The 18115-nt window shown below is 31.5% G+C and carries 10 protein-coding genes; 7 read left to right on the forward strand and 3 right to left on the reverse strand.

Annotation, left to right across the window (positions count from 1 at the left end):
- Positions 1-314: 314 nt before the first annotated feature.
- Complete coding sequence (locus tag QLQ94_RS19240; RefSeq protein ID WP_482498211.1) at positions 315-1007, reverse strand: hypothetical protein; 693 nt, start codon at positions 1005-1007, stop codon at positions 315-317.
- Between the two features lie 335 nt (positions 1008-1342).
- Between QLQ94_RS19240 and QLQ94_RS19245 the strand changes: the two genes are divergently transcribed.
- Positions 1343-3031 (forward strand): helix-turn-helix domain-containing protein, encoded by a 1689-nt coding sequence (locus QLQ94_RS19245; protein ID WP_482498213.1) that lies wholly within the window; start codon positions 1343-1345, stop codon positions 3029-3031.
- Positions 3032-3349: 318 nt separating this feature from the next.
- On the opposite strand, the gene QLQ94_RS19250 is transcribed toward QLQ94_RS19245, so the two are convergent.
- The gene (locus QLQ94_RS19250) at positions 3350-3514 is read right to left on the reverse strand and encodes a PTS sugar transporter subunit IIBC (RefSeq protein ID WP_482498214.1); all 165 of its coding nucleotides are present in this window, start codon (positions 3512-3514) and stop codon (positions 3350-3352) included.
- Positions 3501-4991, reverse strand: a complete 1491-nt coding sequence (locus tag QLQ94_RS19255; RefSeq protein ID WP_482498215.1) for a recombinase family protein — start codon at positions 4989-4991, stop codon at positions 3501-3503. The genes QLQ94_RS19250 and QLQ94_RS19255 overlap by 14 nt, the downstream gene beginning before the upstream one ends.
- Positions 4992-5379: 388 nt before the next feature.
- Here QLQ94_RS19255 and QLQ94_RS19260 point away from each other — a divergent pair, with 388 nt between their 5' ends.
- The 6 genes from QLQ94_RS19260 to QLQ94_RS19285 all read left to right on the forward strand — a co-directional run bounded on the left by QLQ94_RS19260 (position 5380) and on the right by QLQ94_RS19285 (position 17677).
- Positions 5380-5787 (forward strand): hypothetical protein, encoded by a 408-nt coding sequence (locus QLQ94_RS19260; RefSeq protein WP_482498217.1) that lies wholly within the window; start codon positions 5380-5382, stop codon positions 5785-5787.
- A 120-nt stretch (positions 5788-5907) separates the two neighbouring features.
- Positions 5908-7476 (forward strand): alpha/beta hydrolase, encoded by a 1569-nt coding sequence (locus QLQ94_RS19265; RefSeq protein WP_482498219.1) that lies wholly within the window; start codon positions 5908-5910, stop codon positions 7474-7476.
- 963 nt (positions 7477-8439) lie between these two features.
- On the forward strand, positions 8440-9699 hold the full coding sequence (locus QLQ94_RS19270) for an FRG domain-containing protein (protein WP_482498220.1): 1260 nt from the start codon (positions 8440-8442) through the stop codon (positions 9697-9699).
- A gap of 6 nt (positions 9700-9705) precedes the next feature.
- Positions 9706-12474 (forward strand): ATP-dependent helicase, encoded by a 2769-nt coding sequence (locus QLQ94_RS19275; protein WP_482498222.1) that lies wholly within the window; start codon positions 9706-9708, stop codon positions 12472-12474.
- An 8-nt stretch (positions 12475-12482) separates the two neighbouring features.
- Entirely contained in the window at positions 12483-15716 is a 3234-nt protein-coding gene (locus QLQ94_RS19280) for a sacsin N-terminal ATP-binding-like domain-containing protein (protein WP_482498224.1), read from the forward strand.
- Positions 15717-16054: 338 nt separating this feature from the next.
- On the forward strand, positions 16055-17677 hold the full coding sequence (locus QLQ94_RS19285) for a hypothetical protein (protein ID WP_482498225.1): 1623 nt from the start codon (positions 16055-16057) through the stop codon (positions 17675-17677).
- The last annotated feature ends 438 nt before the right edge of the window (positions 17678-18115 follow it).

Here is an 18115-nt window from a genome sequence, read left to right on the forward strand (position 1 = left end):
TAATTTCAAAAAAAGAATTAAAAAATATGAAACCTGGATTTCAAACTCTTATATATTATCCTTAAAAAAACTTTTCATCAATATAAAAGATAGAAAGTAGAGATTCAGAAGACATGTTACAAACAATAGATAAGCCAGCTCACGTGCATCAATAGTTTTTTTGCCGCCTGTAGTGAGGTAACCAACTATTTCATCATAGCTGAACAGTTCCATGATGAAATAAAGGCTCACAAGGTTAAAAATCACCAGCAGGGTATAAAGAATGATTCGTGGTTTCATTAAAAAAAACATTTATTACTATTTTAAAAGAAGAATCATTTAAATGTAGCCAGGAATAATATTATCGAAATAACAGCAACCTGGTTCTCTGCAAAAAAGGGTTTGGCGTTTTTGTTAGCCCCTGATTTATCCCAGTCACGATCCTTACGTTGAGTTTCCGAATAAAGTGAATAACGGGATATGGATGTGACTGTTAAAATCGTTTCACTGTCATCCTGATTCAAAGAGTTGTTTGTTATCACTGTATCTTCGTAATCAGTTATGTAATTATAACTAATGGAGAATTCGAGCTGTCGCTTCTCAATTAAAACTTGTAGAAAGTTAACCAGATTTGTTTTTGCCGAATTGCTGATTGTACTATTTTGCACGATCGTAATCATGCTATTGTCCGGATCGTCCATAATGGACTGTACAATTTCATCTGTAAAGGATATTACACTTCTATTGTTAAAAGAGTCATTTTTAAACTGCGATGCCAAAAAACTGACTTGATCAATAATCTGCGCAATAGAATTCGGATATTGATTTGCCTCCCGGTAGCTTGTTAGCGCATCATAGTACTTTTCTCCTTTGAAGTCAAAAGGATTAGCGCTATTGCCCGGATTTGGTAAATTTCTCCCGGATTTTGTTATTGCGCTTTCTTCCAATTCTAATGGATTAAAATCTGAGTCGGCAGAGCACGAAATTAAAAGACATAATAAAGAACCGCATAATAATAAATTTTTCATGATTAGGATTATTTGATGTGAATGAGAATTCCTTCTCAGTTCATTTCATCCGGATTAGCGGAACTCTTATTAGGCTCTATGCCAGATAATTTCGCTTTTGAATTCATGACAAAACTATTGCTTGGAAACATCTCCCGCAACACCACTAGTTTGGATTTATTGAATTTAAAGTATGGATTTATAATAAATCCATACTACTTTAAATTACACAAAACACTAAAAACCAAATGTTTAGATTATATTTGAATTAAATTACTGCAAAATTGGTGTGAAGGCTATTTTAAAGTGATACTGATGCACTTTACACTCTCATATAGTCCCCAAACTATCACGTTATGAATCAAAATCAAACATTTGCAATCTTCTTATTTCTTTTTCACTTAGTCCCGGCCCAACAAAAAGAGTATAAAATACCTGATTCTTTAAAAAATAAAAGTTACGATTACCTAGATGATATGGCTTATGGTCTAAAGGATAGTTCAAAGGCTACAATTTATCTATATTCCTTTTTACAAAAAGCAAAGAATGAGAAAAATTGGAAAGAAATAGCTAATGGTTATAGCAATTTATCGAATCAGTCTTCTGATAAATTGACCATAATATATGCCGATAGCACCATATATGCGGCAAAAAAAACAAATGATAATATACTAATCGGTTCTGCTTATCTATCAAAAGGTATCGCGTACTACTCACTAAAACAGCATAATTACGCATTGGACAATTATATTATTGCCCACAGTTACTTAGCTAAAACAACCGACAAGTATCTTATCTATAAACTAATGTATAATATTGCACTAGTCAAATACTACTTAGGTTATTATGATGAGGCCATTTCACTACTAAAACAGTGTGTCTCTTATTTCAAGAATGAAAATCCCAGAGCTTATTTGAATTCGCTACATTTCTTAGGAGTTTGTTATAACAAAATTGGAAATTATGGACTCAGCAGTGAAACCAATATTTTAGGAATAAAAGAATGCAAAAAATTGAACATACCTGAAATGGAAGTTTACTATATTCATTCTCAAGGAATAAATGATTACTTTAAGCAAAATTACGCCTCAGCTATCAAAAATATTGAGTATTCTATTAAGGAATTAAAAGAAAAAAAAGACTTTGGGAATGAATCTGTTGGTTATTTCTATATTGGTAAAAGTTATTGGAAGACAGAAAAATATGAAACTGCTCTACCCTATTTAAAAAAAGTAGATCAGCTTTTCAACACTAAAGGTTATCTGAGACCTGATCTTAGGGAAGTCTATGAAATTCTGATTAACTATTATAAAGCCAAAGATAATCCAGAAATTCATCTATATTATGTAGATCAATTACTCAAAGCTGATAGGATGCTAAATGAAACTTTCAAATATTTAGTTGGAAAAATAAACAAGGAATACTACACGCAGGAATTACTAATTGATAAAGAAAATTTAAAACGAGAACTCTTTATAAAAAATTATAAGTACTCTGTTCTCATTGGTTTTACTTCAATTATTTTTTCAGGCTTTATTATTGTAACTCATCGAAATTTGAGAAATAAAAAGATCTACAAAAAACGCTTTGAAGAGCTGATGTTGGAGATTAACGATTCGAAGGATAAAAGTAAGACAAAAGAAAAAAAAGAGAAACCGATAATGCTAGACATTAACAGTGAAACAGTTGCAATTATATTAAAACTGTTAGATAAATTTGAAAATGAAAAAAAATATCTCGACAGGGATTGGAAACTCTCTACTTTGTCCGCTTTTTTTAATCACAATCCAACATACCTTTCTGCTATAATTCATCATTATAAAGATAAACGCTTTAATCAATACATAAATGATCTTAAAACAGAGTATATAATATCTTTACTTTATAGCAATAAATTGGTTCGTAAATATAACAATAAGGCACTGGCGGAGGAAGTTGGTTTTAGCACTACAGAAAGATTTGCAAAAGCCTTCAAAAAGAAAACCGGAATTTCCGCAGCTTATTTTATTGAGCAAATTAAAAAAGAAGATACTACTTTAAATTAATATTTATTATTTTGCACCAAAAATAGAAGAGCTAAATTAAAGACAGTATTATAAATTAAAATTTTATAGAAAAGTCATTTTTTTTAAATCAATTATTAGTTATTCATGGTTTGAATCCAGTCGAGGTCACTTAAGGAGACAACTAGCAAATAGTTGTCTCTTTTTTTTTATACAAACATATAGATTTTTCAAGCCTTCACAGCCTAACATTTGTGGTTCGATTTTTTCACAAGAAATTCTTAGTCTGTTTGAAATAAACAGTCTTAAAGTGGCGCTATTAGAGAATTAATCGATGCTGAACAATGGTTCGAAATCCCGTTAAGGATGTAGGATTTTTTTCTCTTTTGGTTTATCGTAATTTTTTGATACTAAATACAGTAATTCCAAAATAATTTTAGCTTCCTTCTCATCTACCTGAATGCCGTTCTTGGAAAGAATAATAACGGCTTTTTCTACTGAAACATTCTTCTCAATGAAATTCATTTTTTCTATTCGTTTTTCGGTTACTTTTTTTTGATAGTATTTTTAAAAATGCTTGATTTAGATTTAAAGAAAGTGTTCCTGTTTTAAAATCAATATCAGTAGGTGGAATAAGATTTGCAAGATGCCTTTTGTCTGAGACATTAAATTCAGAAAATCTTTGAAAGATTTCGACTAACGCTTTCTCTTCTACTTGATTTTTTTTATCAATGTCTTTTAATTTAACGACAATATCATGTGCTTCCTTTTTAAGATTTTTGGTGCTGACTTGGTTCTCTTTTTTTAATTCATTATAGTCATCAATTTTTAATATTCCGGCTATAAATAATTTTCTGCCTCGAGAAAGGGTTAGTCCCTCCTCCTTTATTTTCCTCTCTAATACTTTTTGAGCGTATAAATAACTTGCCTTCTGTGTCATTATGTTCTGGTTTTCTAAAATGCCCTTAAATAGTTCAACTGTATTATTTGAGAGTATCAATTGTTGAAGTTTATTTTGATAACAATCATTAAGAAATTCTGCATCTATCCGTGTTCTGCAGCCATCACGACAATGATAATATGGATATTTTTTTGATCGTCCTTTTGAAACACTTCCGCCAAGTTTTCGATCACAAACAGGACAGGTTAAAAAACCCCTAAGAAAAAATAATGATTGTAAATCATTTCTTTTGGTAGTAATTCTTCTCTTTGTATTAATAACAGACTGAACCTGATTAAATAAAGACTCTGCTATTAAAGGTTCGTGCAATCCTTTTACTATCTGCTCTTCACTAGAATCAAGTTTGATCGTTATAAGCCCGCAATAAACCGGGTTGTGCAATATCCTGAAAAAGTGTGATCTTGAACATATTAACCCTTTATCATGAGCCATTTTCATGATTTCAGTTATTTTATGATCATTCTTGGCAACTTGATAAAAAGCCCATTTTATAATTTCGGCTTCAGGCTCTTTAGGAGCAATAGCTTTTTTGCCATCCATTGATGTCAAATTCACAAATCCTAATGGTGCCTTACTAGGATATCTCCCCATCAACTTCGCTCGACGAATGCCATTTGCAGTGTTTTGAGCTCTCCGGGTATTTTCTGCTTCCGGAACAGCTAAATATACAGCCAGCATAACTGTACTTTCAGGCACAGAGAAATCAATTGGCTGATCAATAGCCTTTGCTGTTGTTTTATATCTCCGAAGCTTTCCAATCATTTCGTAGGCATATTCAATATTACGACTGAATCGATCCCATTTGATAAATAGTATATTTTTATCTTCTCCTGATGATTTCTTTTTGATTTCTGAGAATAATTGGTTCCATTCTGGCCTATTGAAATTCTTCGCAGAGAAGTCTTCACGATAAATTCCTTTAATTTCGATATCGTAATATTTACAATACTTCAATAGTCTGTCCTCCTGTTCTGGCAAGGAGTAACCTTTTCTTTTTTGTTCGTCCGTACTTACACGAACGTATAAATAGGCTGACTTCATATAATTATATATTTGTTGGTTCTTTCATATGTATTATATTAAAACAGAATTAACCAAAGAACATTTTTTTGAGATACTAATTTACGGAAAGATTTAAACATATTATCAGCTAATTCTTTCTTAATTTGTAAATAATTAATTAAGTATACAAACTGAAAAAATTATATATTTTGGATAACAGTAACCTCTTAATATCTGAAGATGAAAGTATTTTAGATACGGCTGAGCATAAGATAGTGATATTGGCTATTTTTATCAAGCGCTTAATCTTTCTGATTGATGTTTATTTCCTAGACTGTTTACATTAAACTTGTTAACTATTTAATTAAGGAAATTTTAAAAGAACAATACACATAAATTTGTGTTTGACGAAAACCTAATACGTATTATGAAAAATATTGAAGTATTTTACCAAAATAGAGGTATTGATTTGAAAAACATGAAACATCCTATTTCAAAAATGATACATGAGATACCTTTTAAAACTAAAATAGAACAAGAAAGCAGTAAATTTTTTCTTAAGAAATTAGGCAGTGCCTTAGCGGATATCAAATCATATAATAAAAGTTTATATAAAAAATATATTTCTCGCATTGTAACTTGCTTTTATAATGATTCAATATATGACCATATAAACGCCGAACATTGTTTTTTCGAACATCCATTTACCGAGAATAAATTTGATTTTTCAAAAACTGAGTTATTAGCACAATTTAGAAAAGACAGAAAGATTCAAACTAGAAAAGGAAAAACTTTGACTGAAATTTTTCAGATTTCGGAAAAATGGCTTGAATAAATACTTCCCAAAACAACTTTTGGACGCAGTAGCAGGTCCAATCTTTTAAGCGTTCATAAATTAATGAATTATCAGAATTTTGCCTATTTTAGTACACTTAAAACCACACCAATTTAACTTATGACCACACTCCCTGTGAATAACTCCCGCTCTGATGAAAAATATTATGCTATCGAATTAAAAGAAACCAGATTCAAACATTTCAGGGATCAAAACGATACGACTGAAATTACCTTCAGGTGGGATGAAATCGTGAAGCAGGTCAACCAGACAAAAAATAATCTTACGATTCAGGTAGCCCAAAATAACCCGGATTCTTCACCCGAAGAGGTTAACGGCCTTGCCCAGGCAGTTTTTGAAACAAAAAACATTCGCGAACTGGACCGGATTTTTGGTATACAGGACCAAAGAATTGACAAGATCGGATATGTGACCGGTAAAAAGATCGAAGGCCCATCGGTAAAGCTTGATGTTAACTGGATAATGGAAAGCAGACTTGAGGAAATCGCGATTCCTGTCTTCAGGGATAATGAGCAGATTCAGCACCTAAAGGCAAAAGATTTACATGCCATAAAGCAGCTTTATGGTGATGTGATAGAGGAAGTTTACAACAGCATGCCATTTAGCAGAAACGACTGGCAGGAGCATCACACTAATGAAAGAAGTCAAATTATTCACGAACTGCTTCCCAAACAGGAACCGGGCGGAAAAGTCAGGCTTTTTTACGGTACAAACAGAAAGTCGACTGACTCTAAAAATGGCATACAGAAATATGGCAATGAAGAAGATGAACTCCAGCAGGGAATATGTGAAGTGAACATCCCAATGGGACATGTTCCCGGGGCCATGGAACGCCCAAACGATTTCTGGATTATCAAGTTTCTGGAAAATGAAGACATGCACATAATGCTTCAGAGTGCAACGCCTTTGGATAAGGAAGCCTTTATTGAGCACTTCAACGGTACTCTAAACAATACCAAGGGCAAGGATGCACTGCTTTTTGTACACGGATACAATTGCTCTTTTGAAGATGCTGCTAGAAGGACTGCACAGCTTGCCTACGACCTACCTTTTAAAGGGTTTCCGGGTTTTTTCAGCTGGGCATCCAATGCTAAAATCCCGCATTATTTCGCCGATGAAGCTATTGCTAGAAGCGCATCTCCCTGCCTTGCAAAATTCCTGGAGCAGTTCATTCTGGACACGGAATTGGAACAGCTTCATATTATTGCGCACAGTATGGGAAGCCTTGTAACGACATTATCGCTAAATCAGCTTCGAAATACCGGCACCATGGCAGCGCATCTTGATAAAATCCAGCAGCTTATCCTGGGGGCGCCCGATATTGACCAGCAAGAATTCCGAAATAGCATCCTTCCAACCTTTAAAAATATAGGAAAGAGAAGGACTATCTATGCATCAGATCATGACATTGCCTTGTTTGCTTCAAGCTTGACAAGGGCCAATCGGATCCGCCTGGGACAGGTAGGTAAAGACCTTTTTCTAGATCACGATGTGGAAACTATAGAAGCGTCCAATCTGAAAAATGTCAGTTCCCACAGCTATTTATTTGAAAGCAAACAATTGCTCACCGACCTGTTCTATCTTATTGCAAAAGATCTTGATCCTGCAGACAGAAGGCTCAGGGAAATCAACAGCAACATTCTTCCCTATTGGCTTTTTCTGGAATAAGCCCTCAAAGTCAATGCGAGCGATAATTATATAAAAAAGCGTCAATTTCAGTTAAAATTGACGCTTTTGTCTTAGTATAGTATAAGGTAAAGGCTTAATTAGGCTTTTGGTTTTCAAAGCACTAGCTTTGAGTAGCACATTGAGGTTCCTGACAATCATACCCCTGCAGCACAAATCAAAAAACAGTCCGCAGAGTCCCCATCCAAAAAGGAAATGGTATTCACAGCTGACCCTGCAGCAGCCATCGGTATGCTCAGAAAAAGAAAAGCTGTAGGCAGCACTGCTGATAGTCTTTGCCCCGGAATCAAAACCGCAGATCACCGCCGAGAAAGATGTCTCTGGCAGGTACGTATTTAATTAATAGTAGTTTAGTGCAACGTAATTATCTACAGATCAAACAGGATATTTCCGATATCGTTGAGTCGGAAATCGAGCGCTTAGTAGGAAATTTGGCTTTATCTCATTTGATTATCAAAAAGTAAAATAGAATTTAAACTTATAACGAGTTTGTTAAACTAAGTAATGCAAACTCTCAACGCTGTTGAGAGAATTTGATCCTGAAATAGCCCAATATAGCGCTGATAATTCCTCGGATAATTAAATAGAAGTTATTCCAATAAATTTTATTTAAATATTTTAAAGTCAATAGCTATTTGATTTTAAGAAAATTTATTCTCAAATGAAAACTTTTTCTAGATCTCGAAGCGATAACTTTCAGAAAAAAATCATAAAATAAATGATAATTGTGAACTAATAAAATGTAAACTTCTTCATTATTTAGAATAGGTTATTCTTTTTAAAATTTATAGCTTTACGTTTTTCGATTATATAAAATTTCCAAAAAAATAAAAATTTATTCATCTTTAATTGAAGAAAAAAAATCGTAATAAAAACTTTAAAACGTTTTAAAAAATCGTTACTGCAAAACTTACTTACAACTTGATATTAATAATTAATATTTAAATGGCTAAAAGAATTATCTCAAATCTGGATTTAAAAATTAAGCTAACCAGAGAATATTTGGAGAACGGTGGTATTCAAAAAATTCCATTTAATGGTTTACTGGAAGATTTAATTTTAGTCAAGAGTGGTCCTGATGGAAAAGTAGACCCAGAAACAGTTAGTCCAAGAGTTAATTCTATGATGTTGGCACTTCTTGGTTCCCATTCAATGCCTCCACCATATAGCTCTGAATTCCAGTCAGAATATAAGTCGACACTTCAAAAATGGAATAGCTTCGCACAAGAAAACATCGATACGGTAGAGCAATTTGATAAAATTTATGATGAATATAAAGCTAAAACAGATACACTTTTCAGAGGACAGCGTGAAGCCAAATGGCGACTTTACAGCAAACTCCAAAGGCAATGGATAGCAGAAGAATTGGAGAAGAAAGAAGTCAGCTATCAGTCACTTATTGAGCGATTAGTTGAAATAGGTAAAGAAGATTATAGCCAACCTATTAAAGAACTTTTACAAGAAAATCATATCGATACCGAAAATTCCGTTTCAATTCTAGGCTACTTACAACATCATAGTTGTCCAACGCCACTTCTCGATTGGACTTATAAATTTCAAAATGCGCTTTATTTTGCAATTGAAGGAATAACTCCTAATCCGTGTACAATTGAGATTGAAGATTATTGTAGTATTTATTTCATTGAGGAAGAATACTTTAAAGAAGGAAATTTGCGAAATATGATTGTTGATGTCATAGAAAGTATGCAAGAATCTGAAATGAATCGTTTGATGGATATTTTCTCAAATGGTGATGAAAAAAAAAGAGCAGCCATGGCAGAACATTTTAAAGGTCGACAACCATTAGATATCCAGAAGGTTAATGGTTCTGGTTTGATATCTCACATGACCAAAGTTGAAAATTTAATGACCTTTCAAATGGCATATTTTAGCGATAGAGACAAAGACACAGGAATTCTATTTTCTTTAAATAACAGTAAAAACATACTAAACCAAGAGGGTGTTTTCCTTTGGAATGCACATCCAACAAAACCCGTTGAATTAATTGGTGACGAAATGTATAAGGAATCTAAATCAGCACAAGAAGCTAGAGAATATAGTTTTTGTAGTTGCTTTAATATTCATAAAAGTCTCGAAGATCATATTCGTAAACGCTTAGAAACTGATGGCATTACCAAAGATTTTATTTATCCAACTCCTGATTTGAACACCTGGGAAGTATTTGAAAAATGTAAAACGAAATAAAATAGTATGCCAATCCATAACCTTCCTATTTTTCAATCTAATCCCAAACTATTAAAAGGCAATGTTCAAATTATTGCTTGTGCCGGTTCAGGCAAAACAGAATTTGTTTCCGAGCGTATTGCTTACCAAATTCAGCAAGGAATTGCAAAACCTTCTGAAATTGTAGCTTTAACTTTTAACGAAGCAGCTGCCAAAGAACTAAAGTTTCGTGTTAGGGATAAGATTACGGAATTAATGGGGAAACAACCAGATATTGGCGATATATATATTGGAACTATTCACGCTTTTGCTTTCAAAATTTTACAGGATTTTGTACCAAAATATCGGGGTTATGACATGTTAGATGAAAACAGCCGAAAAGCTTTTACTGTCTCACTTATGTGGAAAGAAGGTATAAACATACCGGCTCTTTACAGCTCATTAAAAAGTAGAGGCTTTACTTACAATAGTTATTTTGCAATGAATAAACCATCCTATTGGCAAAATTGGACATTAGGAACGTTTCTTTCCGATGTAGATTTTTGCAGAGAAGAAAGTGTGACTTCAGATAAAATCGCTTCTAAAACATTTCAAAATTCATTACAAGTTTATTTAGATAAATTGGATGAAAGAAAGTTTCTGGATTTTTCGGGAATACTAACATTAGCCGTAAATCATCTGGAAAATGATCCTTACATAGTCCAGAAGATTCAAAAACAGTATAAATTTTATACAATTGATGAATATCAGGATGTTAACCCTATTCAAGAAAAATTAATTCGTTTGGTTTCAGGTCAAAAAAATGTTTGTGTTGTTGGAGATGATGACCAATCAATCTATCAATGGCGTGGCGCCAATGTAAAAAATATTATTGATTTTAATATCAATTACAAGGCAGTTACACCCCATAAACTCACCATTAATAGAAGATCGCACGATAACATTATCAAATGTGCTTCAAACTTCATATCTACAAATACACTTAGAATTCCAAAACAAATTTTGCCAAATAATAAACTAACAGAGCAAGGTGACCTATATAAACTTTGTTTTGATGCACAACAAGAAGAAGTAGATTGGATAGTAGAAAAAGTACAAAACTTATATGGTAAAGAATACCTGGATAAGGGAGAACCAAGAAAATTGAAGTATTCTGATATGGTATTACTGTTCCGTCGTCGTGCCGATGCTACGCAATATAAAAATGCACTGGAAAATGCAGGAATAAATGTTATTTATTCAGGCATGGGTGGTTTAATGGAAGCTTCAGAAGTTAATACCATTTTAAGAATTCTAAAATATATTGGTGAAAGTGTAAAAGAAGATGATAACGAACCAAACGATAGTCTTGCAGACATTCACGAAGCAATTGAACTAACGTTCAAAATAGAGTTCTCTAATTTCAAAAAAGCAATTAATGAACTTATTGATTGGTGTGAAATTCAAAAAAGGTTAAGCTTTCAAGAACTTTATTACAAGCTTTTATCTAAATTAGGTTTAGACGAAATTTCATTTCACGATGATAGCGCTGATAATGTAGTGCTATACAATTTAGGACGATTTAGTCAAGCAATATCTGATTTCGAAGGTTCAAGGACATATTTGTCAAAAAACGATATTCTTCGATTTGTAGAGTTCATTGATACATTTCTTTCTAATGCTTATGACGAAGGTTCTACCAGTGCCAATGAAGGATTAATTGATGCTGTAAAAATAATGACACTTCACGGTACAAAAGGACTTGGTTTTCCCATTGTTTTTATTCCTAGTTTAAAGGCTACAAGACCAAATAATAGTTCAAAAGTTACATTTTTAGACAGTTCTCAAATTGATTTTAGCAGATATGGTGGCAGTATAGACGATGAAAGAAGATTGTATTATGTAGCAGTCACGAGAGCTAAAAAATACCTTTTTGTTACTTCACATAAAATAAAAACAGGAAACACAAGAGGTACTGAATTACATCCATTTTTCATAGAATTACAAGATAATCATTTTATTACAACACCAATTTCTGATCCGACAACTAGAAAGACTTGTAATATTGAAAGAGTTGACAGTGATTTGAGGTTTCCAACAAATTACAGTCAGCTTTCATATTATATGTCATGCAGTTATGATTATCGCATTCGTTTTATTTATGGCTTCAATCCCGAACTAGTGCAGGCATTAGGATATGGAAAACAAGTACATAATCTAATAAATCTAATGCATACTAATTACGAAAGAAATGGTAAGATCCCGACAGAGAAAGACGTTAAGAAATTGGTAAATGAACATTTCTATTTAAGATATGCAGCTACTAAACAAGAAGATATGCTTCGAAATGCTTGTTTTAATAGCTTAAGAAATTACATAAAACTGTGGAAAAAAGACTTTTCATTGGTAGTGAAGACAGAACAAAATTTCGAAATGGATTTTGAGAACAAAGCATTACTAAACGGCTCCATTGATTTGCTTTCAAGAGCAGATGGTCAACATGATGTTTTAGAAATTATCGATTTTAAAACAGGAAAGCCGCAAAGCCATTACGAAGATAAATACACGCATCAAGTTGTACTTTATACCATTGCAGCTCAAGAAGCATTGCAAAAAAATATTAGTAAAGCTTATCTACATTATTTAGATGCTGAAAAAGCCGAAAGAAAAGAAGTAATAATAACACCAAAAAAAATAGCAGAAACAAAAGCACAATTGAGTTCAGCTATTGACGGAATTGTATCAAACAAATTCCCAAGAAAACCTGAGAAACAAGTTTGTGGAAAATGCGATTGGAGTTCAATTTGCCCAAAATAAAAATAATTATGACATTCGAAGAAATATATTCCGACAGAAAATTCCTCTATGATGCTATCAAGCAAAATAAAACAGGTGTATTAAAAATAGTTACTGAACTTTATTCTGAAAGCACCCACTTTATATATGAAATTCTTCAAAATGCAGAAGATGCTGGTGCAACAAAAATTAAATTTTCACTTCATCCTGAAAAATTAGTAATTAATCATAATGGTAGATCGTTTGAAATTAAAGATATAGGGGGTATTACAAATATTGCAGAAGAAGATAGCGACAAAATAAATGATCAAGATAAAATCGGAAAATTTGGCATTGGTTTCAAATCAGTATACGCAATTACGAATATGCCTCAAATAAAATCCGGCATATACGATTTTAAGATAAAAGATTTTTTATTACCTGAATTATTGTCCGATAATAATAATTTTAAGGATACTTGTATAATATTACCATTTTACAATAATCAGAAAACAACTGAGGAAATTTATGGATTATTAGAAACAAAATTAGAGAAACTTGAATATTTCAATCTGTTATTTTTAAAAAACCTTGAAAATATTGAAATTGAAATTAATAATTCGTCAAGAAGAATATATAAAGACGAGAAAAGTTTGTCTGCAAAAAAAAACAACATTGCATATGAATGTATTATCCATTCAGACGGAAATCCCCATCATTATTTACATTTTAAAAAGGAGGTACAACATCCATCATTTGCATCATTAAAAAACAAACCAAAATTATCAATTGCCTTCAAACAAGATTTCATTGAAGGAGTGCCATCCATAAGTATTGCGGAGAGTTCCAAACTATTTGTTTTCTTTGAAACAGGGTATGAAACTTTTCTAAAATTTATGATTCATGCACCTTTTAATACGACACCATCCAGAGATAATATTAATTTTCAAGAACAAACTAATGTTGAATTATTAGATGAATTAATCCAGTTATTTAAAGATGTACTTGAATATTTAAGTATAAACAAGCTTATTGGAGTTAATTTACTTAACCACCTACCCATAGATTCTTCAAGAAATAAAAATGAAATAGTATATCAAAAATTTTATGAAATTTTAAAAGAAGAATTTCTTTCAGAAAAAAAATATTTACCTGCAAACGATAGTAATTTATTGGCCTCTCGATCTACTGTTGGTCTTATAAGAGGTAAAGAATTAAAACAGATTCTAGCTTCAAAAAATGACCTCCAAAAACTATTTAATATTGATTATTGGATTAATTCTGAAATTACAATTGACAAGACTCCCCTGCTTAGAAATTACCTAATGAGAGAACTTTCAATAAAAGAATACGGCCCTGAAGATTTTGCAAGAGTTGTAACAAAAGATTTCTTTGAATCTAAAACAAACACTTGGATTCGTTCATTTTATGGTTTTTTAAACAAACAACAATCATTATATGCAACAGGAAGAGGAAGAGACGTAGGCGTTTTGCGTAAAAAACCTATTATCAGATTAATAAATGGTAAACATACAGAGCCTTTCGATACAAATGGAAAACCTAAAGTATTTTTATCTTTAGATAAAAAAAAGGTAACTTATGATATTGTCCACCCTGAGGTAGTATCAAACAGACCTTCTTTAGAATTTATAAAAGACAAATTAGGCATCAAAGAACCAAATTATGTTGACCAAATCAGACAACAAATCATTCCATTATACAAAGTTGATCAAAAAATAAAAGTTAATATAAAAAAACACCTAGAACACATGCAGTTTATTCTGGATATTTATTCTAGAGGTTCTGAATCAGTAAAGTCTGAATTGATTGAAATGATCAGCGGCAATGACATCTATATTTTTTATGTTTATAAACTAAAAACAACTGATAATTATTGGGGCAGAGCATCTGATTTCTATATTGAAAATGAAATTTTAAAAACCTATTTCCGATATACAGAAAAGGTTTATTTTCTAAATGACAAGATATATGATACCGATTCATTAGAAACTTTGCATAATCTTGCCTTAAAATGTGGGGCAAAAAATTATCCTAGATTAGTAGAAGTTAATACAATTCTTTCGGAAGAAAAGAAAAAACAACTACGAATAGACACATATCGTTCAGATGAAATTACACAACATCACGGTGAACAAATAAAAGATTATTCCCTGTTTGGATTTGATGATTTAATTAATGAAAAAGTAATTTCAAAAAGTGACTCTTTACTTCTCTGGCAAATGTTATTAAACTTCTTAAAAGAGGATCCAAATAAAAATAAATTATTTAAAGGTAATTATTGGTGGTTTAGAAATTATGACCGAAATGCTTCATTTAATAGTCATATATTATTAAATATTAGAAATAAATCTTGGCTTTATTCTAACGAAAATGAATGTGTTAATCCTACTCAAATTACATTATCCTCGCTAGCTCCAGAATATAAATTAGATACTGAAGAAGCTGTATTACTTATTAAAAAAATACAATTTAAAGAAGAAGCTGTACAATTATTATTGAATCAGCTGTCACCTGAAAAAAAGGAATTATTCAACCAGTTTGAAACTATTCAAAAACTTTGTAATGAAAAAGGGATTGATCTTGCAACCGCTATAACTGAAATTGCAAAAGAGGCAAATCGAGAAGCAGAAAAGTTAGAAATAGAAAATGCTCCTGATATCGATGATATGGAAACTGAGGAAGATGATTTTGTGCCTTATGACGATTCAAATGTTGAGGGTAAAGAAGTAGATAATAATTCAAGCGGAAAAAGTAATAGTACTTCTCAAGAACCTCTAAAACCTAAAGTACCTTCGGGTAATCAACAAAGTCAACAAATGAAAAACGAAATTGGTGAAAGAGGAGAGTTTTTAGCTATGAAACATTTAAAAAAATTGTGGTCAAGAAAAGCAACTCTTTTCTCTGAAACGGAAACAGTTTTACAATTTGAGGATGTAAACAATCAAATCATTACAATTTCACTTCTAAATTCCGAAAATAAAAAAGGAATTGGATGTGACATCATTATTAAAAAAGGAGAAGAAGAAATTGAATTTATTGAAGTTAAGAGTACAAAAATGGAAGATAAAGACCTATTTCCAGTTAATGGTTATCAATGGTCATTAGCATATAAGAAATTCAAAGAAGGTCAAGGTAATAAATATAGTTTTTTCATTGTGAAAAATGTTTTAAGTAAAAAATCAGCTATCACAATAATTAAAAATCCAATAAAAAAATGGAAAGATGGTGAATTAAGAGCACATCCCGTTAATCTTGAAATATAAAATTAGTTGGGGAATTATCATAACCATAAGTGATGATCGTCAATTTACCGCCCATAAAAAAATTAAGGAAGATGTCAGCATGACCCATCGTGCCCCTTACCCGCAGGAGCATGAAATCAATCTGCCCAGACATCGAATGAGGCAGTAGTAATTTTATAAATAGCTAGTACACTAAACCACGTATAAATACCTGCTAATTTTACATTAAAATTTCTAAATTTGATTATTCAAAATTTTTATGTAGCCCCTTTTGATATCAAAATGTAATTATAGCTTTGAAAATTTAATGTCTTTTATCTCTAAAAGCAACTTGCATACCATACATTTAAATATTCAGAATGAAAAAGTATCATAAAAAAATTAAAGACTACGAAACAGTAAATCCTCTTAATTTATTCTATGAATTTGGGATAACTCCAGAAGAGGTTAAACAAGAAATAATCAAGACTTTTACTCCATATTTTAAAAACAAAGAATCTTTAGAAGACTTATCGATAAATTACTTAGTTGAACCTTGGCTTTCATATATAGCTGTATATCGGGACAGTCCGGAGCAATTAAAATTCATACAGACAATTTTAGATATTTTCAATGAAGCAAAGGTTAAAGATCCTGAAAACGCTTTAGGAAATTATGTCGCCTATATACCTGACTTTTCTCAAGCCATTTCCAGATTTTGGAGTTTATATAACAGTAAAACAGATATAAAAAAACTCTGTACTGAAGATTATGCAGAAGCTTCATTAAAAATTATAGGTCAAACTATTGAAGGAATGCTCAAACCGTTTCTAAAATTTTTACTCCAGCTAAATAAAATTAAACGTAATAAGATTTCCGATTTTTCATTAATTCAAAAAATAGACTTAGGGGATATTATAGCAGAATTAATAGATACATCTGAATTAAAGGATCTTCTTATTATCGGCACACAAAACATTAGACTCAATCAATGGAGAAATATTGCCTATCATCACAATTCTAAAGTTTTGAATGACGAAATATTTCTTTGGTATAAAAAACAGGACAGTAATTTTGAGTTTACTATTTCCAAAGAAGAATTATATCAAAATGTAAAACATGTGCTCCTTATTTTTAAGATAATACGCATAACTGAAATGATTTTCTGCTATGATAATTTAGAAAAAATTCAGGAGAAAAATCTTCATACGACAGATCAGGTAAATACTCGTGAAGAATCCAAAATGCTGGATTTCTTTACATCAGTAAGTTCACAAGGTTTTAAAATTACTGACTTAAAAAGTACAGATAAAATTGCAGTCTTAAAATTACAGGATATGCAGGATTATGGTCACTTTTTGAAACGTGCAATTCACTCTTCCCTGTTTTTATACAATCTGTGGCAGTTTACAAAATCCTCCACATTAGAAATTGAATACTATCTTTTTAGCGGAGAAAAATTTTTATCTTCAACAATTGAAGAATCTGATTTTAAAGACTATATAGAATCCCATACTGAAGACTTAGACATTTCAATAATACTTAAAGATGTGCGTTTCACATACCTTAACTCTGAATATGCTCAAAATTTAAACCCATTTAGCAATCTTTATATTTCAGAAGAAATTAAAAAAAGCAGTCAACAATTTTATTCCCAAGCAGGGGAAAAAATTACGATTGAGCAATTTTGCAGACAATTTGTTCTTAGTATTTTCAGTAATTATCTGGCTTTTCTATCGGAAGGAATTAATAAAGAACTTAAAATAAATATTGGCAGTGATGGTGCTATGACAATTTCCGAACAGCCAAAAGCAATAGTTCTGCATGTTCCGGCCACAATCAAAAGCAAAGAATTACAAACAATATTAATTAATCTCTTAGCCGAAGTAATTGATGCTTTTGATACTAAAAAACTAGATCATGAAATTGTTGCGGAAGCTAGAGAAAACAATAACTTTTACAATAAAAAAGCAGTAATAAAAGATCAGCTTTTACTTCCATAATACAAAATGCTCAATATAGACAAATAATCAAAAGATGGAAAAATATTTACTTGTTAATATTACATGAAATCCTTATGGTTGGAAAAATAATAATTATATAAATCCAAAAGTCGGGCATCGCTACGCAAAGACGCATGTCGGCGGAGAGTCGCTAAATTTTCATTTTAATAAAAAACAACTTGACAATGAGAAATTTGTCCACGGTTATATACAGTGGACCAATAGTCCTGTAAGATTTGAAAATGGCGAGCTGTTCTATTTTACACTACTAATACGGACGTTAATGTAGGTCAGATTGTTGGCATTTATGGACAAGTACAAATTCAAAAGCAACCAGTAATTCATAAAACTGTATTCCTAAAATGATTTTCAATATATACTGCTAATCGATGTGTAATAGGCCTTTCATGTAAATTATACGATTTAAATATTATCACA

The sequence above is a fragment of the Flavobacterium sp. B114r genome (assembly GCF_056824125.1).